The 23,286-nt window shown below is 38.4% G+C and carries 25 protein-coding genes and 1 riboswitch; of the genes, 18 read left to right on the plus strand and 7 right to left on the minus strand.

The features are described 5' to 3' along the window. Positions 1 to 11: 11 nt before the first annotated feature. Positions 12 to 341, minus strand: a complete 330-nt coding sequence (locus G8O30_RS01340; protein WP_239673224.1) for a winged helix-turn-helix transcriptional regulator — start codon at positions 339 to 341, stop codon at positions 12 to 14. Positions 342 to 489: 148 nt separating this feature from the next. Between G8O30_RS01340 and G8O30_RS01345 the strand changes: the two genes are divergently transcribed. The 3 genes from G8O30_RS01345 (at position 490) to G8O30_RS01355 (ending at position 2,381) form a co-directional block, all read left to right on the plus strand. Further along, positions 490 to 987, plus strand: coding sequence for a lactoylglutathione lyase family protein (locus G8O30_RS01345; RefSeq protein WP_239673225.1), 498 nt, complete (start codon positions 490 to 492; stop codon positions 985 to 987). 2 nt (positions 988 to 989) lie between these two features. Beyond that, a complete protein-coding gene (locus G8O30_RS01350) occupies positions 990 to 1,970 on the plus strand; it encodes a zinc-binding dehydrogenase (protein ID WP_239674459.1) in 981 nt (326 codons plus the stop codon). 90 nt (positions 1,971 to 2,060) lie between these two features. Continuing rightward, positions 2,061 to 2,381, plus strand: coding sequence for a CHY zinc finger protein (locus G8O30_RS01355; RefSeq protein ID WP_239673226.1), 321 nt, complete (start codon positions 2,061 to 2,063; stop codon positions 2,379 to 2,381). An 89-nt stretch (positions 2,382 to 2,470) separates the two neighbouring features. Here the strand turns inward: G8O30_RS01355 and G8O30_RS01360 are convergent, their stop codons facing one another. Beyond that, the gene (locus G8O30_RS01360; protein ID WP_239673227.1) at positions 2,471 to 2,950 is read right to left on the minus strand and encodes a YusW family protein; all 480 of its coding nucleotides are present in this window, start codon (positions 2,948 to 2,950) and stop codon (positions 2,471 to 2,473) included. 118 nt (positions 2,951 to 3,068) lie between these two features. Between G8O30_RS01360 and G8O30_RS01365 the strand changes: the two genes are divergently transcribed. From G8O30_RS01365 to G8O30_RS01380, 4 genes are all read left to right on the plus strand, one after another. Then, positions 3,069 to 3,716: a DsbA family oxidoreductase gene (locus G8O30_RS01365; RefSeq protein ID WP_239673228.1), complete on the plus strand. Its 648-nt coding sequence runs from the start codon at positions 3,069 to 3,071 to the stop codon at positions 3,714 to 3,716. Position 3,717: 1 nt separating this feature from the next. Further along, the gene (locus tag G8O30_RS01370; protein WP_239673229.1) at positions 3,718 to 3,948 is read left to right on the plus strand and encodes an excisionase family DNA-binding protein; all 231 of its coding nucleotides are present in this window, start codon (positions 3,718 to 3,720) and stop codon (positions 3,946 to 3,948) included. A gap of 256 nt (positions 3,949 to 4,204) precedes the next feature. Next, on the plus strand, positions 4,205 to 5,191 hold the full coding sequence (locus G8O30_RS01375; protein WP_239673230.1) for a BMP family ABC transporter substrate-binding protein: 987 nt from the start codon (positions 4,205 to 4,207) through the stop codon (positions 5,189 to 5,191). 21 nt (positions 5,192 to 5,212) lie between these two features. Continuing rightward, positions 5,213 to 6,976, plus strand: a complete 1,764-nt coding sequence (locus tag G8O30_RS01380; RefSeq protein ID WP_239673231.1) for a sensor histidine kinase — start codon at positions 5,213 to 5,215, stop codon at positions 6,974 to 6,976. 60 nt (positions 6,977 to 7,036) lie between these two features. Here G8O30_RS01380 and ade read toward each other — a convergent pair whose 3' ends face one another. The 4 genes from ade to G8O30_RS01400 all read right to left on the minus strand — a co-directional run bounded on the left by ade (position 7,037) and on the right by G8O30_RS01400 (position 11,584). Further along, positions 7,037 to 8,779, minus strand: coding sequence for an adenine deaminase (gene ade, locus G8O30_RS01385; RefSeq protein ID WP_239673232.1), 1,743 nt, complete (start codon positions 8,777 to 8,779; stop codon positions 7,037 to 7,039). Between the two features lie 153 nt (positions 8,780 to 8,932). Further along, a riboswitch (purine riboswitch) is annotated at positions 8,933 to 9,034 on the minus strand. A gap of 493 nt (positions 9,035 to 9,527) precedes the next feature. After that, positions 9,528 to 10,151 (minus strand): alpha/beta hydrolase, encoded by a 624-nt coding sequence (locus G8O30_RS01390; protein ID WP_239673233.1) that lies wholly within the window; start codon positions 10,149 to 10,151, stop codon positions 9,528 to 9,530. A 17-nt stretch (positions 10,152 to 10,168) separates the two neighbouring features. Beyond that, a complete protein-coding gene (locus G8O30_RS01395) occupies positions 10,169 to 11,146 on the minus strand; it encodes a ring-cleaving dioxygenase (RefSeq protein ID WP_239673234.1) in 978 nt (325 codons plus the stop codon). A gap of 3 nt (positions 11,147 to 11,149) precedes the next feature. Continuing rightward, positions 11,150 to 11,584, minus strand: coding sequence for a MarR family winged helix-turn-helix transcriptional regulator (locus G8O30_RS01400; RefSeq protein WP_239673235.1), 435 nt, complete (start codon positions 11,582 to 11,584; stop codon positions 11,150 to 11,152). Positions 11,585 to 11,737: 153 nt separating this feature from the next. Here G8O30_RS01400 and G8O30_RS01405 point away from each other — a divergent pair, with 153 nt between their 5' ends. From G8O30_RS01405 to G8O30_RS01430, 6 genes are all read left to right on the plus strand, one after another. Further along, on the plus strand, positions 11,738 to 12,232 hold the full coding sequence (locus tag G8O30_RS01405) for a DinB family protein (RefSeq protein ID WP_239673236.1): 495 nt from the start codon (positions 11,738 to 11,740) through the stop codon (positions 12,230 to 12,232). 78 nt (positions 12,233 to 12,310) lie between these two features. Then, a complete protein-coding gene (locus G8O30_RS01410) occupies positions 12,311 to 13,084 on the plus strand; it encodes a threonine/serine exporter family protein (protein WP_239673237.1) in 774 nt (257 codons plus the stop codon). 15 nt (positions 13,085 to 13,099) lie between these two features. Beyond that, positions 13,100 to 13,537, plus strand: coding sequence for a threonine/serine exporter family protein (locus G8O30_RS01415; RefSeq protein ID WP_275576507.1), 438 nt, complete (start codon positions 13,100 to 13,102; stop codon positions 13,535 to 13,537). A gap of 273 nt (positions 13,538 to 13,810) precedes the next feature. Continuing rightward, positions 13,811 to 15,577, plus strand: a complete 1,767-nt coding sequence (locus tag G8O30_RS01420; protein ID WP_239673238.1) for an ABC transporter ATP-binding protein — start codon at positions 13,811 to 13,813, stop codon at positions 15,575 to 15,577. Next, a complete protein-coding gene (locus G8O30_RS01425) occupies positions 15,532 to 17,310 on the plus strand; it encodes an ABC transporter ATP-binding protein (RefSeq protein ID WP_239673239.1) in 1,779 nt (592 codons plus the stop codon). Before G8O30_RS01420 ends, G8O30_RS01425 begins: the two co-directional genes overlap by 46 nt. Before the next feature lie 517 nt (positions 17,311 to 17,827). After that, complete coding sequence (locus tag G8O30_RS01430) at positions 17,828 to 18,754, plus strand: manganese-dependent inorganic pyrophosphatase (RefSeq protein ID WP_239673240.1); 927 nt, start codon at positions 17,828 to 17,830, stop codon at positions 18,752 to 18,754. A 311-nt stretch (positions 18,755 to 19,065) separates the two neighbouring features. Here the strand turns inward: G8O30_RS01430 and G8O30_RS01435 are convergent, their stop codons facing one another. Beyond that, complete coding sequence (locus G8O30_RS01435) at positions 19,066 to 19,485, minus strand: organic hydroperoxide resistance protein (protein WP_239673241.1); 420 nt, start codon at positions 19,483 to 19,485, stop codon at positions 19,066 to 19,068. Between the two features lie 174 nt (positions 19,486 to 19,659). Between G8O30_RS01435 and G8O30_RS01440 the strand changes: the two genes are divergently transcribed. From G8O30_RS01440 to G8O30_RS01460, 5 genes are all read left to right on the plus strand, one after another. Next, entirely contained in the window at positions 19,660 to 20,121 is a 462-nt protein-coding gene (locus G8O30_RS01440; protein WP_239673242.1) for a MarR family winged helix-turn-helix transcriptional regulator, read from the plus strand. Position 20,122: 1 nt separating this feature from the next. Beyond that, complete coding sequence (locus G8O30_RS01445; RefSeq protein WP_239673243.1) at positions 20,123 to 21,220, plus strand: DEAD/DEAH box helicase; 1,098 nt, start codon at positions 20,123 to 20,125, stop codon at positions 21,218 to 21,220. Between the two features lie 71 nt (positions 21,221 to 21,291). Next, complete coding sequence (locus tag G8O30_RS01450; protein ID WP_239673244.1) at positions 21,292 to 21,519, plus strand: hypothetical protein; 228 nt, start codon at positions 21,292 to 21,294, stop codon at positions 21,517 to 21,519. Positions 21,520 to 21,540: 21 nt separating this feature from the next. Next, the gene (locus G8O30_RS01455; protein WP_239673245.1) at positions 21,541 to 22,827 is read left to right on the plus strand and encodes an ATP-binding protein; all 1,287 of its coding nucleotides are present in this window, start codon (positions 21,541 to 21,543) and stop codon (positions 22,825 to 22,827) included. Positions 22,828 to 22,919: 92 nt separating this feature from the next. Further along, positions 22,920 to 23,258: a Rok-like winged helix domain-containing protein gene (locus tag G8O30_RS01460; RefSeq protein WP_420844609.1), complete on the plus strand. Its 339-nt coding sequence runs from the start codon at positions 22,920 to 22,922 to the stop codon at positions 23,256 to 23,258. Positions 23,259 to 23,286 lie beyond the last annotated feature (28 nt).

A 23,286-nucleotide genomic window follows, 5' to 3' on the forward strand; every position in this document is an offset into this window, starting at 1 on the left:
TTACCAACAGGTTATTCACATTCTGCTTGTTGGCCCATTTTTCTACTTCCCCAAGCACACATAGCATTTAACATTGGACGCATAGTTTCTCCTTCGCTTGTTAATGAGTACTCCACTCTTGGTGGCATTTCATCATAGACAGTGCGATGAATAATATGATCTGCTTCTAGCTCTCGTAATTGTTGCGAGAGCATTTTTTTCGTAATGTCTGGTATTGCTCTTTGTAAATCGCTAAATCTCATCGTATCCGTTTCTTTTAACAAACAAAGAATTACTACTTTCCATTTACCTCCGATGACGGAAAGGGTAGCTTCTACTGGATTATGGTAAGTTGTGGTCATGTTCTTGTTCCTTCCTATGACTGATTTTGCTGTGAATTGGTGACAATGGTTACGAAGATGTAACCAGGTGAGAAAAAAGTGCCTACTAGTCACCATGTATGTCCCTAAGTATACTGAAGAAACGGAAAGAACAAAAGGAGGAAGAATTATGACAAACGTTTATCCACGAGCATTTTCCCATATCGGATTATCAGTACCAAATGTAGAGGAAGCAGTTGCGTTTTATCGAGATGTACTAGGATGGTATGTCATTATGGAACCTTCCACCATCGTAGAAGACGATTCAGCTATTGGCCAAATGTGTACAGATGTTTTTGGACCAGGTTGGGGCTCCTTTAAAATTGCTCACATGTCCACAAGTGACAAAGTTGGAATTGAATTATTCGAGTTTGCTACAAATGAAAAGCCTGAGAATAACTTTGAATATTGGAAAACAGGCATTTTCCATTTCTGTGTTCAAGATCCTGATATCGAAGGACTAGCAAAGAAAATAGTGGATGCTGGTGGCAAACAAAGAATGCCAATTAGAGAGTACTATCCTGGAGAAAAGCCTTTTAAAATGGTTTACTGCGAAGATCCATTTGGGAATTTAATAGAGATTTATACGCATAGCTACGAATTAACGTATTCGGAAGGAGCGTACTAATGATGAAAGCGTTACTGTTAGAAGATAAAGGTAAATGGGAACAAATGAAAGTAGGAGAAACGGACAAGCCTATTCCAAAGGTAGGAGAAGTGCTAGTGAGAATGAAGGCTGCTGGTTTAAACCCTGTTGATTACAAAACGGCAACTGGTGGCATTCCAGCTTGGAATTATCCACATATCTTAGGTGTGGATGGAGCAGGAGTAATTGAGGAACTAGGAGAAGGTGTAGATACTTGGAAAGTAGGAGATCGTGTTGTTTTCCACAGTGACATGACAAAGAGAGGGAATTACGCAGAGTATAATGTGACAAGTGCCCATACAATTTCTCGTATCCCAGATGAAATTTCTTTCGTTGATGCAGTGGCACTTCCTTGTGCAGGATATACGGCTTATCAAGCATTATTTTATAAGTTACACATCCAAATGGGAGACAGTATCCTAATTCATGCTGGTGCTGGTGGAGTTGGTGGATTTGCCATTCAACTTGCAAAACAGGCTGGTTTGACTGTTATCACAACAGCTTCATCGGAGAATCACGATTATGTAAAATCTCTTGGAGCGGATTATGCCATTGACTATCGTGAACAAGACTTTGTACAAGAAGTGATGACAATGACAGAAGGACTTGGCGTTGATCATGTATTAGACGCTGTTAACCGAGAGAACGCAGATAAGTCTGTCAAAGCATTAGCTTTTAACGGACAAATTGCCTTCATTGCTGGTCCGCCAGATGCGAATGCCAATATTCGTTTTGACCATCCGCTTTCATTCCACCAAGTAGCTCTAGGTTCTGTTCACGGTTCAGGTAACTTCCGTCAACAACAAACATTGCAAACAATGGGAGATATCATGCTTGAGATGGTGCAAAAGGGAACGTTGAAAACACTAGTGGAAAAAGAAGTTACACTTGAAGAAGTACCTGCTGCGTTAAAACAATTATCTGAGCGTCATGTTAAAGGAAAGATTATTGCTACAATAGATTAAGTAGAGAACCGCCTAACTTGTTTGGGCGGTTTTCAGTTGTTGGTTACTAATTAGATAGAACTTGCTATTATAGTGAATGGGAGGGGTTTGATGAAATTGATTGGTGTTGAAATGGATAAAGAAACACGGTGTAAACATTACCATTCAGAAGTAGATCGTATTGCAATAAAGTTTGCTTGTTGTGAAACCTATTATCCGTGTTATAAGTGTCATGAAGAGTTAGTGGATCATAAACCAATTAGAATGAAGTTGAGTCAGGGGAATGAGTTGGGAGTTTTGTGTGGAGCTTGTTATACGGAATTAACCATAAATGAGTACTTACATGCAAATAACCAGTGTCCAAAGTGTAGTAAATCTTTTAATCCAGGGTGTAAGTTACATAATGATCTATATTGGGAAGATGACTTATAAGTGCTAATGGTGAAGCACACCAAGGGATGCAAAAAGGAAGAACTATTTTTGTCCCTTGGTATCGAATCACACAACTCGTACTAGTATTTCTACTTTTTCGTTACATCCTGATATTCTTTCGTTGATCCATCTGAATAAACGATCTCTAAGTCAAAGTTCGTATAGTCTTCTGGCAGATTAAAAATGTTTAAAACCTCTGCAATGACGTCCTCTGTTTTTGTAGATTGATCAAACGTTAACTGGGTAAAATACGTTTCTAATTTCCCGTATGCTTCATCACTCTCCAGCATTTCTTGCTTTAAATCGTCTTCAATCACTGCTTCCATTCCTCTTGCTTCATTAACATATTCTGCTTCATAGCTGTCATTACCATATTCAACATCTAGATCAAAACTAGTAAAATCATAAGGACTTTCTGATTCGGGAATTTTATCTTCACCTAATGCCACTCTTTCATCTTCCTCTAAAGGTGCCTCTGAATTAGGTTCCGTAACTTTGTCACTATCGTTACCACATGCGCTTAACAATGTATAACTACACAGTAAACAGACCAGTAAAAATTTCTTCAAACTACTCACTCCTTTTCCCCTAAGTATTTCCTTTTGTAAACAAAGTTATTACAAATACTGATAATGGAGTGGCTCACAATAATTTGGTACACTGATAGATATGGAGAGGAGCGATTACATGCCCGTTAAGATTAAAGTATTTTCAGATTTTGCTTGTCCATTTTGTTATTTAGCTGAAGCACCTTTGAAAGAAGCGATAAAAGGGGAGTCGGTAGAAGTAGAATGGATGCCATTTGAATTAAGACCTTTACCGCACCCTACATTGTCTTCTAAAGATCCGTATATACAACAAGCTTGGAATGGTTCTGTTAAACCATTAGCTGAACAATTAGGTGTTAAAATGCTTTTACCAGATATGGACCCGTTACCCCATACCCATTACGCTCATGAAGGATATCAATTTGCGAAAACACAAGATAAAGAAACGGAATATGTGGAAGCTGTTTTGAAAGCTTTTTGGGAGAATGGTTTGGATATTGGAAAAATAGACATTTTAGCGACTATCGCAGAGGGTATTGGTTTATCAAAACAAGAATTTACAGACGCCTTGACTAATCGTACGTTTAAACAAAGTCACGAACAAGCGCTTCAATATGCCTATGGAGAAGCTAATATAAAAGCAGTACCTACGTTCTTTATTGGTAATCGTCGTGTACAAGGATTACATTCAGCTACACAATTGAAAGAAATTATTAAACAAGAAGCGAATAGTAGTACACAAGATTTGCAAGGATTAGCTTGTGAACCTGGAAAGGACTTCTGCTAAAATGTACTTAACTGTTGAGGAAACAGCAGAGTATCTGTCATTGGCACCTGAAGTAATAAAGTACTTAATTCAGGAAAAGAAAATCAGAGCATTGTTTGACGGAGAGCAGTATATTATTTATAAAGATCAATTTGATACGCACTTAGAACAAGTAGAATTAATCAAGAAACAAATAGAAGAGTATCTATCAGAACCAATATCAGAAGACATTGATATAAAAGATGAAGACTAGAGGGTATAAGCCTTTTAGTCTTTTTTTGTTCCGTGACCAATAACAACTTATCGTTAGCCACGTGATGTAGCTCGCTCTTAGCTGAGTTTCTATTATAGCCAGCATTTTATTTAGTCCAACATGTCACGTGCACTGTTATGTCGAATTATGTAGTAATTTGACTTATAATGTAGCCTTTTCTAATAAATAACGTGTATAATAAGGAGGATTAAGGGCTTATTTAGTAAAGTGAAAGAAGAGTTTAGGAGGCAGGTCGTTGAAACAACAAAAGATTGGCACATGGTTATTACTTATAGGAAGTGGAATTGCTGTAACGTGTTTACTTCTCACAGCAATTTACGTAATAAAGACAATGAATTCCGTTAACCATGAAAAAACTAGCAATAGAACAACGACTGTTACTATATTAACTACTGATGTCATAGCAGATCAAAGCTGGGGAAGTCTAGCATATAACGGAATGATAAATATTCAACAGAACTTCGAAGTGGATACAGAAATTAAAAGTGAACTTTCTGATGAGCAATCTATAGAAAACGCAGCAATTGATGCTGCTGAAAATGGTTCAGACATTATCATTGGACACGGAAGAGAGTTTTCTACTATTTTCAATCAGGTTGCAAGCAATTACAAAGATACTTTTTTCGTTACCATTCACGGAGATAGTAAGCATGAAAACCAAGCTGTATATACATATGATCAAGGAGAAATGGAATATTTTGCAGGTATTGCAGCTACTTTGGTGACGAAGAGTAATAAAATTGCCTTAATAGATGCGTATGAAGCTAGAGAAAAAAATCCTCAATTTGAGCGGGCGATTAAAGAATATGCACCAGAAGCGGAGTTTTCCTATGTGGTAGTAGACAGTAGAGATGATGGAGAAAAAGCGTTAACGTTAATGAATGAGCTCTTAGAAGAGGGATATGATGTTTTTTATTCAAAAGGCAACGGTTTTAATCGTGAAGTGATAAAAAGAGCGATAGAAACAGACACGTTTGTGATTGGTTATTTAGATGACCAATCTTATATGGGAAAGTCAAATGTTATAACTAGCGTAATGAATGATGTCCCTTCAGCTTATTTAGCTATCATGAAGGACTATTTTAGTGATACTGGCATCAAAGCTGGGAAAAAGATATTAACAGAGGATGATGGTGTGTACCGCTTAGCTGAATTAGGTCCAATGTTGACGGAAAAAGATAAGCAATTTATTGCAAAAGAAAAAGAAACATTCTCTCAATGAAAATAGAAGGTGGCGAGCAAAATGAAAAATTGGTCTTTTAGAAACCGTATTTTGTTCACTCAACTTTTCATCATTTGTATATTTAGTGGATCCTCCTTATTTTTAGTCTACACAATAGGAGATGTTCATCAAGTTTCCCAATCTATCCACGACGAACGCTTACCTGAATTATCTTTATACTCCAAATGGACAGAAACACTACGTGCAAGGAAGGCAATAGTGCGAAATTATATCCAAGGAACGAATCAACATACTGTTATCTCAAATTATGAGAGTCTTATTCATTCGCAAGGTATGCCTTTATATATTCCATCAAGTCTAGCTGGAGTGAAAACGGATATTGAAAGATTAGATTTTTTAATGATTAACAACGTAAAAGGGTTAATTCTTTATAATAATAATGAAGCGGCAAGAGAATTCTTATTAACTGAATATATTCCCCTTTTAAACGATATTATTGCTGAAGTAGATAGAAGACAATTAGCGGCACTAAGTCTACTCTCCGATCAGTCTAATTCTATGGAAGATAGCATTTATCACTCACTTTGGTTGCTATTTGTATTAACGGCAGTAACAATAGCTGGATCAATTCTATTCGCTTATCGCATTAGTCGTCACTTAACAAAACCGGTAGAATCACTTGTTACGCAAGTGGATACCATAGCATCTGGGAAGTACGGTTACACGATAAAGTCACTAGAGCAGATTGAGTTGAATCAACTAGCGCAATCCATCAATCACATGTCAAGTGAGCTAAAATCCTCTTTTACAAAAGTGGTAGAATCGAGGAATTATAGAGAACAAATGGTTAATTCGTTACCTATTGGAATTGTCACTATTCTAGATAATGAATCTACTATTTCTTTAAACAAAGAAGCGCAAGAAAAATTATCTTTCTTAGATAGAGATATACACACTATCCATCCAGAAGATCTACCTGATGAGAACTATGACTTTTGGTTGCTGTTTTTTTCAAAAAGTGCTTTTCAGATGAAGAAACTAGTTATGGATTTACCAATTGGTCATGAAGTTTGGCTAGTTTCACAAGTTCATTTATTAGATCAAAATGACAAAAAAATTGGTAGACTGCTGTACTTTATTGATGTGACAGAGTCTACTAAGCTAGAAGAAAGAATGAGGCAGTCAGAGAAACTGGCATCTGTTGGAGAGATGGCTGCAGGTGCTGCTCATGAAATCAGAAATCCGTTAGCGGTTATTCATGGCTTTTTAACCATAATGGAGCAATCTTTTTCAGCTGAAATGCGAAACGAATATTATTTACCTTTAATTCAAAAAGAGATTAAACGAATTAATTTAATTATTGAAGAGATGTTGTTACTGGCTAAACCAGGGGCTCCAATAATGAGGAAAAGTAAAATTATTGATGTCCTGAATGAACTGATTCCGTTATACGATATGGAACAAAATGTACAATTTCAAATAGATATATGTGATATGGAATTGTACATCGATCCAAAGCAAATGAAACAAGTTTTTCACAACCTTTTCCGAAATTCATTAGAAGCTATGAATACCAAAGGGACAATAAGTATTTGGTCAGAACATTTAGATGGTACTTATAAAGTATTAATAAAAGACAATGGTCCGGGAATGTCAGAAGAAACCATCCAAAAAATGTTTGAACCATTTTATAGTTCGAAGGAAAGTGGTACTGGGTTAGGTCTTACAATTATTCAGAGAATTATGGAGAACCATGATGGAAGAATTGAATTACAAGAGTCTAACCATCAAGGTACTACTTTTGTGTTAGTCTTTCCGGTTTAAAAAGTGCCGATGACCATTTCGTCATCGGCACTTTTATTTATATCAGGAAAAATTAACTGCTTAATTGGTTGGTACGTCGATATGTTGCATCAGTTCTGCGTCAAATAACCCTCTATTAGTCAGTTTTATCCTTGGGATAACAGGAAGACAAAGGAACGATAATTGATGAAACGGATTTATCGCTTGTGTTATTGGGAAATGTAGAAGCGCTTCATGAAGCCTGTTTAACTCTCCTATTACGGTTTCAATTGGTTTACTGCTCATCAAACCAGCAATATCAAGTACGACAGATGCTATTACTTTTCCATTATCCACTAAAACCAATCCACCATTCTGTTGAACAACTTGTTCAATCGCAATCTTCATATCGTCATCATTCATACCGACAGAAACAATGTTATGAGAATCATGGGATACAGATGTTGCCAAAGCTCCAGACTTTAATTCAAAGCCTTTTACAATCCCAACGCCAACTTGATTCGTTCCATGATGTCTTTCCACTACAGCGATTTTTGCAAGACCATCGTCTTTGGTAGGAATAAAGACATCATCTCCAACGTTGACTGGTAAATGAAGCTTTTCCGTAAGGAGAGAATGATGTTTCATTCCAATAACATTTGCGTTCTTACACCCTTTCATAGGGAGGGTGAGCATTTCTTTCCTAAAGTTTCCTATATTAATAGAAGGGAGAGGGGTAGATAAATGGTTTACTGGACTTTCTTCCAACAACATATATTCTCCATCTTCAGCAACTAGTTGCCCATCTTTCCAGACTGCTTTCACAGACATCCAGGAGTGAAGTCCATCTACAAGTACTAGATCCGCACGATACCCGGGTGTAATAGCTCCTCTATCTTTTAATCCAAAACAAGTAGCAGCATTGCGCGTAGCCATTTGAATGGCAGTAATAGGGTCAATGCCTAGCTCAATGGATTTTCGAATATGAAAATCAATACTTCCTTCTTTCACTAATTCATCTATGTGCTTGTCATCTGTGCAAAATAAAAACTGATGAGATGTTTCCGGTGTAATGGCTGGAAGTAGAGATGCCAAATCTTTGGCACCGGTTCCTTCTCTAATCATGACATGAAAACCTAGTTCAATTCGTGCCATTGCTTCTTGCATAGTTGTAGCTTCATGGTCTGTATTGATTCCGACTGCTCGATAGACACTTAACGCAGTTGAAGAGAGACCCGCACCATGGCCATCTATTGTTCTTTGCGCGTTGTGAGCGTCGACAATCTTTTGAATCATGTCTTCTTCTGCATGATGAACAGCAGGATAATCCATGACTTCTGCCAAACCTTGTACAGACGAATTCTCGTAATAATTGTATAAATCAGTAGCAGTTAGTTTTGCACCATTGTCTTCAAAAGGTGTTGCTGGAACCGAAGAGGGTAGGCCAAAACGAATGTCTAGCTTAGCATTTTTTGCATCTTCCATCATAAAATCAATTCCAGCTTTCCCAGCTACATTTGCTATTTCGTGGGGATCTGTTATAACAGTCGTAACGCCGTGTGGTAATACTGCTTTGGAAAAAGAAGAGGGTGTCACAAAGCTCGATTCTATGTGGACATGTCCATCAATAAATCCAGGTACAAGGTATTGTCCTTTGGCGTCATAGGTGTTTTTCCCTTGGAAGTCTCCAATTCCAGCAATGAATCCATCCACTATTGCAACGGAACCTTTTTGTATTTTTCCGTTCCAAACATTGACGACTTTGGCGTTTGTAATCACTAGATCTGCTAATTCTCTTTTTGTAGCAACTGCAATTCTTTTTTGTAGATTTTTCATAGTTGTCATGTAAAGTCACTCCTTGTATTTTCAATGAAATGACTCTATTGGTGATAAAAAGGATACAAAAAAACCCTAGTTTACAAGAAACTAGAGTTTGACAGCGAAAAAGTTGCTAGTTTGTCTTGAGTTGTAGTGAACAAAACAAACTCTCTCATAAAAGAGTGGAGCAACAATTCTCGTAGTCAAACCATTTACGGTAGTTTGGTAGAAACTTTTGGACCATATCTCCAATATTATACGAGTCGATATTTGCTATTTAATGATACATATTACGTGCTTCTGTTTGGTATGTCAATGATTTTTTATGCTGATGAAAAGGGTGTTTCTAGCTCTTTGGAAGCATGAGTGGTATAGGAGAGGGATTAGGTACACAGAAGGAAGCGCCAGCGGTATAGCAGAAGAGAGGAAAACGGGTTTAGGTATATCGGAGGAAGCGCCAGCGGTATAGCAGAGGAGGGGAAAACGGGTTTAGGTATACCGGAGGAAGCTGCCGCGGTATAGCAGAAGAGAGGAAACCGGGTTTAGGTATACCGGAGAAAGCTGCCGCGGTATAGCAGAAGAGAGGAAACCGGGTTTAGGTATACTGGAGGAAGCGCCAGCGGTATAGCAGAGGAGGGGAAAACGGTTTTAGGTATACCGGAGGAAGCGCCAGCGGTATAGCAGAAGAGGTATATAGGAATTCAGGTATACCGCAAGAAGCTCTAACAAATCAAAAAAAGTACACACAAGCCTAGCTTGTGTGTACGAATCAAACTTACAATAAACTACAACGCTCAGAATCCCAATCAAGCCACTCTTTCGCTTGATCCACTTCCTCACGTGTTAACTGATGTCCGCCAGGTTGCCACTTCAATGTTACGTCAGCGCCAGCAGACTTTAATAATTCATTTAGTTCCTCCGTTTCAGCAGGAGCACAAATTGGATCATGCTTTCCTGCTCCAATAAACACCGGAGTGCTCTCCAAGTTCGGCAGCTCAACGCCTCTTCGTGGAACCATTGGATGGAACAGAATCGCTCCAGCTAACGCTCGCTCATAGTGGAACAACAAGCTCCCTGCGATATTTGCTCCATTAGAATACCCAACTGCTACCATGTTCTCCCTGTTAAAACCATATTTCTCGGCTGCTTCATCAAGAAAATCATACAGCTCTTTTGTGCGGAAGATTAAATCCTCTTCGTCAAAGACCCCTTCTGCCAAGCGGCGAAAGAAGCGAGGCATTCCGTTTTCCGACACATTTCCTCTAACACTCAACACCGAAGAATCAGGTGAAATCATTTCAGCAATCGGAAGTAGGTCATGCTCGTTACCGCCTGTTCCGTGAAGAAGTAATAAAACGGGTGCGCTAGCATCTTTACCTTGTTGAAAAATATGTTTCATAAGTTAAGTCCTCCTACTTATTCAGGTTTTGTATTTAAAGGCTTTAAACGTGCTTCGATTTCTTTTCGACGCCCCTCTAAAAATGGAGGTAGGGCAAGTGTTTCACCTAAATGTTCGAACTCTTCGTCTGTATCGAATCCTGGATCGTCTGTTGCTAATTCGAACAGAATTCCATTTGGTTCACGATAATAAAGGGAACGGAAATAGAATCGATCTACGAAGCCTGAGTTTGGAATACGTACTTCTTTAATTATTTCAATCCACTTTTCCAACTCTTCCTTATTTTCTACACGGAAAGCAACATGATGTACCCCACCTCGTCCTAGACGCTCTGCAGGGAGATCATTACGCTCTTCAATGTGAATTTCTGCGCCAGATCCACCTTCACCAGTTTCTAAAACTATGACATCTGGTTGACCGGCAACATCACTAGGGTAGCGACGGTTTTCACGGAATCCCATCACCTCTTTCATTAAAAGAAGCGTATTATCTGCAACTGGTACAGTTAAATGAATGGGGCCTAAACCAACGATTCCAAACTCTTGCGGTACAGGGCTCTTTTCCCATGGAGTCCCGCCTGCTACTCCAGTATCTTTTTCATCAGAGACTAAGATTAAACGTTGTCCTTCTGGATCACGGAAACGTAAGCTTGCTCTTCCAGTACGATGATCAATTTCTTCATGTAGTACTTCTAGCTTTTCAAAACGTTTTTTCCAATATGCCAATGCAGCATCAGATGGAACTCGTAAAGAAGTAGCAGAAATACTGTTGTTCCCTTCATGGTTGCGTCCTGCCATTGGTATTTCAAAAAAAGTTAAGCCGGTACCAGGATTTCCACGCTCATCTCCATAGTATAGATGGTAAACGCCTACGTCATCTTGGTTCACGGTTTTCTTTACTAAACGAAGTCCCATCACGTCTGTGTAAAAGGATAAATTCTTTTGTGCATCAGCTGTTAAAGCAGATAAGTGATGAATTCCTTTCATTGTTGCCATATTTTATTCCTCCATATCCATTTGTAATTTTTTTAATAAGGTGTGAAGCTGCTTCCGTTCTTCTTTCGTTAAAGCATCGAACTGTCCTATCTGAAACTCTTCTTGCTTTGGTACTACTTTTTCAAAAAGCTCTCTACCTTTTTCTGTTAAGGAGATGAACTTTGTTTTCCATTCTTGTGTACGTTGGATAAGTCCTAACTGCTCCATTTTTGATAGGAGATGAGTCATATTTCCTTTCGTGACAAGTAATTTATCAGCTAACTCTTGTTGGGATAGTCGGTCAAAAGTTCCTACTTGTACTAACACGTCAAATTGAGATATTGATAAACCATATTCCTTTAAATAGTGATTGGAATGCTTGACACTTTGTTGATAAAAACGGGAAAGGCGATACCACAGTAATATACCTAATCGATCTTCTGATGATTTACGCACCATAAGTGTCCTCCCTTGCTTATAAGTTTAATACTAAACTGATTACATTTTCAGTTTAGTATTAAACTGATGTTTTGTCAATGCTCTTGCTCATTTTTCTCTATCTCCACAAATTCATGCTACTATAGAAGAAATACATAAAAGGGAGTGGAGAGTATGTTAGGTCATCATGAACTAATTAGAGAAAGTGTGTTGGACGCAGTAAAAGGATTAACGAAAGAACAACTGCATTACAAGCCGAAACATGGCGGTTGGTCCATCATAGAAATCACAGAGCATATGTACTTAATGGAAATTAATATTGTCGGTATCATGATGCATGTGATGCAAAGTGGAGAAGAGATAGAAGATACGAATGCACAAATTGGGCGTACTGTAGATAGATCTTATAAAATAGAAGCACCTGATCAAATGGCTCCAAAAGGAGAATGGGAATCGTATGATGACATTGCTTCTCACTTCTTTGCATCAAGAGGAGCACTTCAACAATTTTTAGAAACAGTTGACCAAAACTTATTAAGTAAGAGAGGATTCCCTCATCCTGTGTTTGGTTTAATGTCTTTACGACAATGGGTTGAATTTATTAGTTATCATGAAGAACGTCATTTGAATCAATTAGATGAAGTTTTAGATGAATTAGGCGTAGAATGAAATCCTTCATTGCGAACAGACACGTCATCTATTACACTGTTTGTTAGTATGATTTGAGCGGATAGGTGGTGAATAGGAATGAATGAGCAAGAAGCAATCCAACAAGAAACATATGACATAATGGAAGTTTGCTTATTGGCAGGGAGAATTATGATTCAAAGCGGAGCGGAAACGTATCGAGTGGAAGACACTATGACTCGAATTGCTTATGCTTACGGAGCACGAGAATCGCACTGCTATGTCACGCCAACCGGCATTATCTTTTCTATTGAAAGCTCTGAGCCAACGAAGACTAAGTTAATAAGGATTTCTGAAAGAACTATTGATCTCCGGAAAGTAACGCGAGCCAATAGTATTTCGCGTCAGATTACTGCTGGTGAGTTATCGTTAGAACAAGCTTATCGTGCCTTTAAAACGTTACAAGGGCAAAATGAAACGTACTCACTTGGTGCTCAAGTGGTTGCTGCAGCTATTTCAAGTGGATGCTTTATGATTATGTTCCGAGGAAGTTGGATTGATTTCATTCCTGCTGTGTTTGTTGGTGGATTAGGATTCATTGCCTACATTTATTTTCAGCGAATTTTAGAAGTGAAATTTTTCTCTGAGTTTTTAGGTTCCTTTGTGATTGGATTAGCTTCTTTTGGTCTCGTATCTATTGGTTTAGGAGATCAAATTGATAAAATTATTATTGGATCAGTCATGCCACTCGTACCTGGTTTACTCTTAACAAACGCTGTTCGAGATTTGATGGCTGGGCATTTGGTTTCTGGAATATCAAAAGGAGCAGAGGCATTTCTGACCGCATTTGCCATTGGAGCAGGTATCGCCGTAGTGTTATCATTTTTCGTCTAGAAAGGAGACGCCAATGTGTTTGCACAATTAGTAACCAGTTTTATCGCAGCCATGGCTTTTGGCGTAATTTTTAACATCCCAAGAGAATCACTAGTGAAGTGTGGTTTAGTCGGAATGTTAGGATGGATGATTTACTTCGCTATGGTGGAAATGTCGTTTGACTCTGTTCCTGCAACATTAGCTGCAGCTTTTGTAGTGTCGATCTTAAGTCAGTGGTTTGCGAAGAGATACAGAACGCCAATGATTATCTTCTCTGTAGCGGGGATTATCCCTCTTGTTCCAGGTGGAATGGCATACGATGCGATGAGAAATCTAGTAGAAACAGATTACAACCAAGCATTGCAGTTAGCGACAAAAGCATTTATGATTTCTGGCTCCATCGCTATCGGACTAGTATTCTCGGAAGTATTTAATCAAATCTTAAAGAAAATACCCCGTGTTAGAAGAGGTTGAAAAATTTATCTATTAATTAAAATGGACATATTAATATAACGCAAAAAGGTGAATTCGAATTTGAATTCACCTTTTTGCTACCAAGAATTCAAAGATGTACTTCCCTCAATTTCCACTCCACCTAATATTGTTGGAGCGGAACCCCTTTGCAGTCACATTATATCTACACCCATCGAAGTATTCAAAAAATATAGAAAATACGATATGATACTAACATATATTTAGAGAGTCGAAATAAACAGAGCGATTGAATGGACGGAAAGGATGTTGTGAATGAATAAACTTCGAGACACGGTTTGGGGTTATCGATTATCAATATTTGTCGCCGTGTTCCTGATGTTAGTAGAACTTGCAGTGGAGCTTGCGCTGCCATTTATATTAAAGAAAATCGTAGACGATGGAATTCAAGTAAGTAATATGGATGCGGTAGTTTACTGGGGAGTATGGATGGTTGTGTTGTCAATCTTAGCCTTCTTTTCAGGTGTGACGAACACCTTTTTCTCCGGAAGAGTCAGTCAAGGAGTATCGTATGACTTGAGAAAAGCACTAATGGAGAAGGTACAGAAATTCTCTTACAGTGATTTACATATGTTTTCCACCTCCAGTTACATTACCCGTATGACCAACGATGTCACACAAATCGGAAACACATTATTTATGAGTTTGCGTGTAATGCTTCGTGCGCCGCTTCTCATCATCGGTAGCGTCATCATGAGTTTTATTATTGATCCAGGTTTAACAATTATCTTACTGGCAACTGTTCCAATCATTATCACTTTTTTAATTTTTGTACTAAGAATAGGAAGCAAACAATTCAAACAAGTTCAACAACGATTAGATGAAGTAAACCGCGTCATCCGTGAAAACTTAATGGGCGTCCGAATTGTTCGTGCATTTATCCGTGCGCCAAAAGAAGAAAGTCGATTTGGACACGTAAACAGCGAACTAAAAGATGATACTATTCGCGTGTTAAAACTGATGGAAACAATGATGCCAATTCTTCTGTTAGTCATGAACACTGCGATTCTACTTCTATTAATCATTGGACGTGAAAAAGTATTAGCGGGACAGACGAACGTCGGAGATATGGTTGCGTTAATGAACTACGCTCTTCGTGTGTCTTCGGTCTTCTCTATATTCTCGTTTCTCATTATGGCATTCTCACGTGCTAGAGCATCAGCAGGGCGTGTGGCAGAAGTGCTAGATGCAGACGAGAAGTTACCAGAATTAAAAGAAGGAAGAGTAAATTTACGTCTTACTGCTCCGCCTTCTATCCAATTTGATAAAGTATCTTACGATTATCCTGAATCATCCGAGTATGCACTAACACAAGTTTCTTTACAGGTGAGACAAGGAGATAAGCTTGCCATCATGGGGGGAACTGGTGCGGGAAAGAGTACACTACTTCAGCTTATTCCAGGGTTACTGGTACCGACAAATGGGGAAATCCAAATCAATGAAACATCTATTGCGGACCTCTCTATCTCAGAACTTAGAAAAATGATTGGGTACGTCCCACAAGAATCATTCTTGTTCTCCGGTACTATCCGTGAAAATTTGCTGTGGGGAGCTAGAGAAGTAGACAATCAAACAATGCTAGAAGCGGCTAAAGCTGCACAGATTCATGAAACGATTGAAAAGCTTCCTAACGGATACGATACAGTCATTGGACAAAAAGGGATGTCACTGTCTGGAGGACAAAGGCAGCGTCTGTCACTAGCTCGAGCGTTAGTGATGAATCCAAAAATATTATTATTAGATGATACAACTAGTGCATTAGATGCTGCTACGGAATCAAAAGTGTGGGAGTCTTTAGAACAAATGGACAGTACAATGTTATTAATTACACAAAAGGTGAAAACTGCTTCTAAATGTGATTCTATTCTTCTACTAGATCATGGTGAAGTCGTAGCACATGGTACACATCAAGAATTGTTAGCGACTTCTACTATTTATCAAGCGATTGTTCAATCTCAACTAGAGGAGGGAGAAACATGGCCATTGTTAACCACGGCAGAGCAACCGATCGAGCTGAATTAACGGATCAATGGGGGACGATTAAACGTCTTTCTCGATACCTCTTACATGAACGAAAGAAGATGATTGGGATCGGGCTGTTGATTTTGGGGAGTACCATTGGATCGGTTGGAGGTCCTTTATTAATCGGGTTTGCGATCGATGACTGGATTGTCAATCAACAAACAGGTACTATTTGGCCATTGTTAGTTGGATTAGTATCTTTGTTTATTGGTCAGAGTGTGACTTTATGGATTCAGCAGTTTTTGATGATTGATGTAGCACAAAATGCCATTTTTCGTTTACGAACGGAGCTGTTTCATGCTCTGCAGCAGCTACCAATTCCGTTTTATGATAAAAGACGACATGGAGAGCTCATGAGCCGTGTGACGAATGACGTCGATCAAATCAGTAACACCTTAAACTCTGCTGTTATCCAAATCGTATCAAGTGTCTTAACATTAGGGACGATTACGGCACTTATGATTTGGTTAAGTCCTACGTTGACTGTCATTACGTTGATGATTATTCCATTAATGTTTCTATCAATAAAATGGATTACGAAGCGAACTGGTCCATCTTTTAAAGAAACACAAAAAGCAGTAGGGGATTTAAACGGCTATATTGAAGAAACGGTAAGTGGGCAAAAGCTCGTAAAGGCGTTTTCTCAAGAAGAAAGAGTGTTAGCTGAATTTGAAGAAAAAAGCTCGAGACTAAAAAAAGCAGCTTACCGTGCGCAACTATTCTCTGGTGCTATTCCTAAAGTGATGAACTTATTGAACAATGGTAGTTTTGCTTTAATTGCTGGTGTTGGGGGATATCTCGCTTTGACAGGGACTCAAGTAACGGTTGGAGTTATTGTAATATTTGTCGAGTATGCAAGACAATTTACACGACCTTTAAATGATTTGGCAAACCAATTTAATACGTTGTTATCTGCCATTGCGGGAGCGGAGCGTGTTTTTGCCATTATGGATGAGCCGAAAGAAGCTTCTAAAGACGGTGCAAAGGATGTTGACTTAACACGAGGTAAAGTGGAGTTTAAGGATATTTCTTTTGGATATGAAGAAGGAGAACGTACAATTAAGGATATTTCTTTTACGGCAAACCCTGGGGATACTGTTGCATTTGTTGGACCAACGGGGGCTGGTAAGACGACTGTGACAAATTTATTGGGCCGATTTTATGAACCACAAGAAGGACAAATATTCATTGATGATATTCCTTTGGATAAAATGACGCTTCATTCTACTAGACAGGCCATGGCATTTGTTTTACAAGATCCGTTTTTATTTGAGGGAACTATCAGGGAGAATATTCGATATGGTCGTTTGCAAGCTTCGGATGAAGAAGTGATAGAAGCTGCAAAGTTAGCTAATGCACATCGATTTATTAAGAAACTACCAAGAGGATATGACACCGTTCTATCGCAAGATGACTCTGGAATAAGTCAAGGTCAAAGACAATTATTATCTATAGCTAGAGCTTTTATTGCTAAGCCGACAATTTTAATTTTAGATGAGGCAACAAGTAGTATTGATACAATTACGGAAATTTATATTCAAGAAGCGTTAAAGCGCCTGATGGTGGGAAGAACATCGTTTGTTATTGCTCACCGCTTAAACACCATTAGACAAGCCGATCAGATCATTGTGTTAAAAGATGGTGAAATGATTGAGTCCGGAACGCACACTGAATTAGTAAGAAGAAGAGGTTTTTACGCAGATTTAGTGGAGAAACAAACCGCTATTAGTTAGTAAATTGGACGAACCCCGAGATGATCATCATCTCGGGGTTCGAATTTTGTGCTTTCCTGTACCGAACATGGAAAGCTTCTGATCGGCAGTCAACGTCATTAGACAGAGACCGGATATATATGCTTGCTTTTAACAGTCATGATTGACCTATATAATCGTAGATAAATTTCACTTTTATGCCGCGGTTCATCCTCTACGCTGTGAATGATATGAGCCCTACCTCTCTCACATCTTGACAGCTCCTAGGCTGATCCAGTTAATTTTCATTTTATGAATCGTTTCGATCTTTAATAGATGATTGTTCAGCGTTAGGACGCCAGTATGACCAATCATAAGCTTTTCTTAAGCAAGAATACTATCATAACATGTATGTATTCTAGAGTCAAACTTATTTAGTATGCATAGTAAGTACCGTTGCAAATATCGAGTTATTATTATCCAAAACTGGCCTTCAGGAATAGGAACTTGTATAATGTTTGATGGAGTATTGGTATACATACAAAAAGGAGAGATTATAATGGCGAAATCATTAGTTTTTGGACATAAAAATCCTGATACAGATACGATCTGTTCAGCAATTGCATATGCAACATTAAAGCAAAAAATCGGAGAAGATGTAGAAGCTGTTCGTCTAGGTGCAGTTGGACCTGAGACACAATTTGCTTTGGATACTTTCGGAGTAGAAGCGCCTCGTGAAGTGAAAACAGTTGCGAACGAAGTAGAGACAGTTATTTTAGTAGACCACAACGAGCGTCAACAAAGTGCAGAAGACATTGCTGACGTACGTGTGACAGAAGTAATCGACCATCACCGAATAGCAAACTTTGAAACTGCTGACCCAGTTTACTATCGTGCTGAACCAGTTGGATGTACAGCAACAATCTTGAATAAGATTTTTAAAGAAAAAGGTGTAGAAATCGATAAAGCGACAGCTGGCTTAATGCTATCCGCAATTATTTCTGACTCTTTATTATTTAAATCACCGACTTGCACACAAGAAGATGTGGATGCAGCGAAAGAATTAGCTGCTATTGCAGGCGTTGATGCAGAAGAATACGGCTTAGAAATGTTAAAAGCGGGAGCATCTTTATCAGGCAAATCAGCTCGTGATTTAATCACAATTGATGCAAAAGAATTCTCCATGGGAAGCTATAAGGTAGAAGTTGCTCAAGTTAACACGGTGGATGTAAACGATGTATTTGCTCTTCGTAAAGATATCGAGAAAGAAATTGCGATTAATTTAGAAGAAAATGGATTAGACCTTTTCGTATTCGTGGCAACAGATATTCTTTCAAACGACTCAACAATCCTAGCTCTAGGTGCACAAGCGAAGGCAGTGGAAACAGCGTTTGAGGTAAAATTAACGGACGATATGGCAATCTTAAAAGGTGTTGTATCACGTAAGAAGCAAATAGTTCCTAACTTAACAGCAGCGTTAAGCTAATAACGCAAGGGGCAAATCTAAAGAAGCAGGTGTACTCTTCAAAGAGTGCACCTGCTTTTTATGTGTAAGAAAAGTATAATATGCTAGGGTAATAAAATTATTGCAGAATTTGTGACTTTCCAGAATTAATCTCCGGGATTGGAGCGGAAGGGGGCGACTCCTACGGGAAAGGTGGGATACTGAGACCCCACAGGAGCGCGATCTATCGCGACGAGGAGGCTCAGCATCCCGCCCCGTGGAAAGCGTCCCCCTGCAGCGGAAATCCCTGTGCAGTCACTTAATGGTTTTTCTAAACAATGATACCAAGTAAATTAAACTACCTCTAACTCTACTTCAATATTTCCACGAGTTGCCTTCGAGTATGGGCATACACCGTGCGCTTTTTCCACTAGTTCTTTTGCTTCTGCTTGGTCGACACCATCTACAGAAACTTCTAATTTAACTGCTAAGCCAAAACCGCCGTCTGTATCTTTTCCGATACTAACATGCGCTGTCACTGTGGAAGTGATTTTCTTTTTCGCTTGCCCAGCAACTAGTTGAAGGGCGCTATCAAAACATGCCGCGTATCCAGCTGCGAAAAGTTGCTCTGGGTTCGTAGCACCTTCTTTTTCTGCTCCACCTAACGATTTAGGCATAGATAAAGATAAATCAATGACGTTATCGGATGAAACGACCTTTCCGTTACGTCCACCTTCTGCTTTTGCTTTTGCTGTATAAAGTACTTGTACCATGTAACTCACTCCTTTGTTTTAAATGAACAATTAAACCATAACACGCAGCAAATTATATTGCAAAAAATTTAATTGTGCACAATTAAATGTTCTTCTATATTCGATTTAGGGCATAATAGGCAAGAAAGCTAGGCAATTCAACAATTTTTCGGTAAGATGATGAAGGTAGAAAGGATGACCGTTGTGAATAACTCATTATTACTCGAACAGCAGCTATGCTTTCGTTTATATACCGCCTCACGCGAAATAACGAAATTCTATCGTCCGCTTTTAGAAAAGTTGAATCTTACCTATCCACAGTATTTAGTGATGCTCTATTTGTGGGAAACTAATACAGGTTCTGTAAAAGATATTGGAGAACGATTACACTTGGACTCTGGAACGTTAACTCCTATGTTAAAAAGGATGGAACAAAGAAATTTGTTAACGAGAGAGCGCTCTAAAACGGATGAACGAACAGTGATTGTGAAAATCACACAAGAAGGAACAACTTTAAAAGAGAAGGCTCAAGAGGTACCCGTCAAAATCTTTGAAAAGTTAAACGTAGGAAAAGAAGAATATCTTCAGATGCTAAATTTATTAGATACAGTACTAGAACAATTTACAAAAGCAGATTTAGAAGGAAAAGGTGAATAGAATGACATTATGGGAAAAGACAGGTTTTGAAACAAAAACTTCTATACAAGAACAAGCTATGCCGCTATTAGAAGAAGGGAAAGATGTAATTGGTCAATCCCCAACAGGAACAGGTAAAACGTTAGCATTTTTGCTTCCTGCATTGGAACGAATTGATGTAAAGAAACAAAACGCTCAGGTGCTAATCCTTGCATCTTCACAAGAATTAATCATGCAAACATACCAAGAGGCGTTAAAGTATACAAAAGAAAAAGGGATTACAGCCGGTAGCTTTATTGGTGGTGCAAATATTAAAAGACAAGTAGAAAAACTAAAGAAGAGCCCACAACTGATCTTAGGTACACCTGGACGAGTTCTAGAACTAATTAAGTTGAAGAAATTAAAAATGCATGCAATCAAACTAATTATTCTGGATGAGGCTGATCAAGTGTTAGCAAGAGAACATCGTAAAACAGTGGACACTATTATCTCTTCTACGTTAAAAAGTGAGCGTCAATTAGCTGCTTTCTCCGCTACGATGCCAAATGACATTATTGACGTCGCGAAAAATTGGATGAATGACCCAACAGTGATCAAAGTGGAGCAAGAAACATTGTTCGCAGATGCAAAGGTAGATTATTTCTATCTAGAGTGTGAGCAAAGAGAAAAATCTACTCTTTTAGAAAAAATGGCAAGGTTTGAAGGAATGAGAGGGTTAGCCTTTTCAAATGATATAACAGAATTAAATGTTTTAGAGCAAAAATTACGTTTTAAGAAAGTTAACGTAAGAGCTCTCCATGGGGAAAAGGACAAACTAGATAGAGAACAGGCTATTCAACAGTTCAGAGCGAATAATGTTCCGATTCTTTTAGCAACAGATGTAGCATCTCGTGGATTAGACATTCCTGATGTTGGAACTGTCATTCATATCGATTTTCCATTAGATGAGGACCAAGCGACACACCGTTCTGGAAGAACAGGTAGAGCGGGGAAAGATGGTCAAGTAGTGTTCCTTCTTACACCAAGAGAAGTTCGTGAATGCAAACAACTTGCTGCGTCAAAAGGGTGGAACCTTGTACAAAAAGTTATTCGTGCAAGTGAATTTGTAGATCCTAAATAAAGAACCTACTCATAGGCCAAGCTTGGTTTTCCATACTATAAGGTAAGGATAGTGGTGAAGGAGGAGCAAGGATGCGTAAATCAAAAAAGCCCGTATTCTATGTCATCCACAGTCGCTGGTTTTTTCAAAAACAAGGGATGTCTATCCTTGTTTCAACATTATTTTACTTAACCTTAAAAAAGTATGGAATAAGTGAGCTTGGAGCTATTATTGGATGTAGTGTTTTAACTATGGTTTCACAATGGATAATAAGTAAGGGAATTGGCTGGCAAGCAAACTGGATGACGAAAGATTCATGATGGCATGAAAGGAGATGAGGTATGAAGACAGAACAGCGAATAGCTTTTAAAGTTGCTATTATATATGTTTTTTTTGGCGTTGCTTGGATCTTCATATCAGATCTTATTAGCTTTACATTGGCACAAAATAAAATGGAATTGTACTTGTCATTTCAACGATCCAAAGGTGCTATGTTTGTTATATTAACAGGAATACTCCTTTATTGGCTGGTTCTAATTCAAACGAAGAAAGAACATCAAGTAGAAGCAGAGCTTCTTAAGAAAGAGCGTCAACTTTTAAGAAGACAGCAACACGTTCAATCTTTATTCTTTCAAAATCCTGATGCTGTCATCGAGTACAAAACAGACGGAACGGTTAAAGCGATGAACAAGATGGCAGAACACCTACTTCGTTCTTCTGCTGAGGAACGTATTGGAAAGACGGGTTTGCCTTTTATATCAGAGGACAAGGTAAAAGAAGTTCGTCAATCCTTTGAAAGAGCGTTACTAGGTGTGCCAGATGAGATAGAACTTCAACTAAATGAATCTTGTGACAGCATTATTTTACGTAATGCCTTTTTACCAATTGTCCTAAATGAAAAAGTAGTGGGAGTATATGGCATAGCTCGTGATATTACACAAGAAAAACAACAGGAAGAATTAGTACTTTCTTCAGAAAAGTTAGCATTAGTTGGGCAACTGGCAGCATCAGTTGCACATGAGATTAGGAATCCTTTAACGTCAATTAAAGGGTTTGTACAATTGATGGAAACAACAAAAGAGGTCAACCCTGAACATGTGTCCATTATGTTGTCAGAAATTGATCGTATACACTTAATTGCAAGTGAAATGCTAGTACTTGGTAAAAAGCAAGATGTCCCTATGAAGAAGGTACATATCCAGTCTATTATTTCTAAGGTGATCTATCTAATGGATTCCCAAGCTCACTCAAAAAATGTTCCGTTAAAATTTATTGATACAAAAAATGAGCCTTTGTATGTTTACGCTGATGAGAATCAATTGAAACAGGTATTAGTAAATTTAATTAAAAATGGAATTGAAGCAACAGATAATCATAAACCAGTAGTAGTAGAAGTCTGGAAAGAGAACAATCGTATTGAACTGACTGTTAGCGATCAAGGTGTCGGAATCGAAGAAGAAAAGTTGGCTTCCATTGGACAACCATTCTTTTCTACCAAGAATGATGGGACAGGCTTAGGATTAGAAGTATGTAAGAGGATAGTGGAAAGACATCAAGGAGAAATTGATATCCAATCCAAACCTAACGAAGGAACGATTGTGAACGTTACCTTACCTGCCTTTGAATAAGCGATAAATGCATAACTAGGGACAACAGGAAGAACCTTCTTAGTCGGACGAGCATACTGTAAAGTTATCGGTAACGGAGTGGCGAGGTGACAATGTTGTTTACAGAAAGAGATGCACTTTTACTTAGGTTAAAACAATTGGAAGATCTAGAAGAAAAACAACTGGAACAAATTCAACTGGAAAAAGAAGCTATCTTGAAACGGTTGGGTACTGATCAAACAGATATACGAATGGTTCAAAAGTTTGTGGAAGATTTACTACAAAATAATACTTCTGCATTGTCGTCCAAAGAGCTGAAGGAAGCTGTTTCACATAAGTTTGGAAGTAAATGGACAGAGGACTTCCCAGGATTTATGAAGACCATCATGAGTAATAACGTACGAGTCGTTCGCCCATATCGTGGCCATTATTATTATCATCAAGATGATTAAAGGAGCTATCCCATTGAGGAATAGCTCC

Origin of the sequence: Mangrovibacillus cuniculi, assembly GCF_015482585.1 — a bacterium.
In the GTDB taxonomy this organism is placed as follows: Bacteria; Bacillota; Bacilli; order Bacillales; family R1DC41; genus Mangrovibacillus; species Mangrovibacillus cuniculi.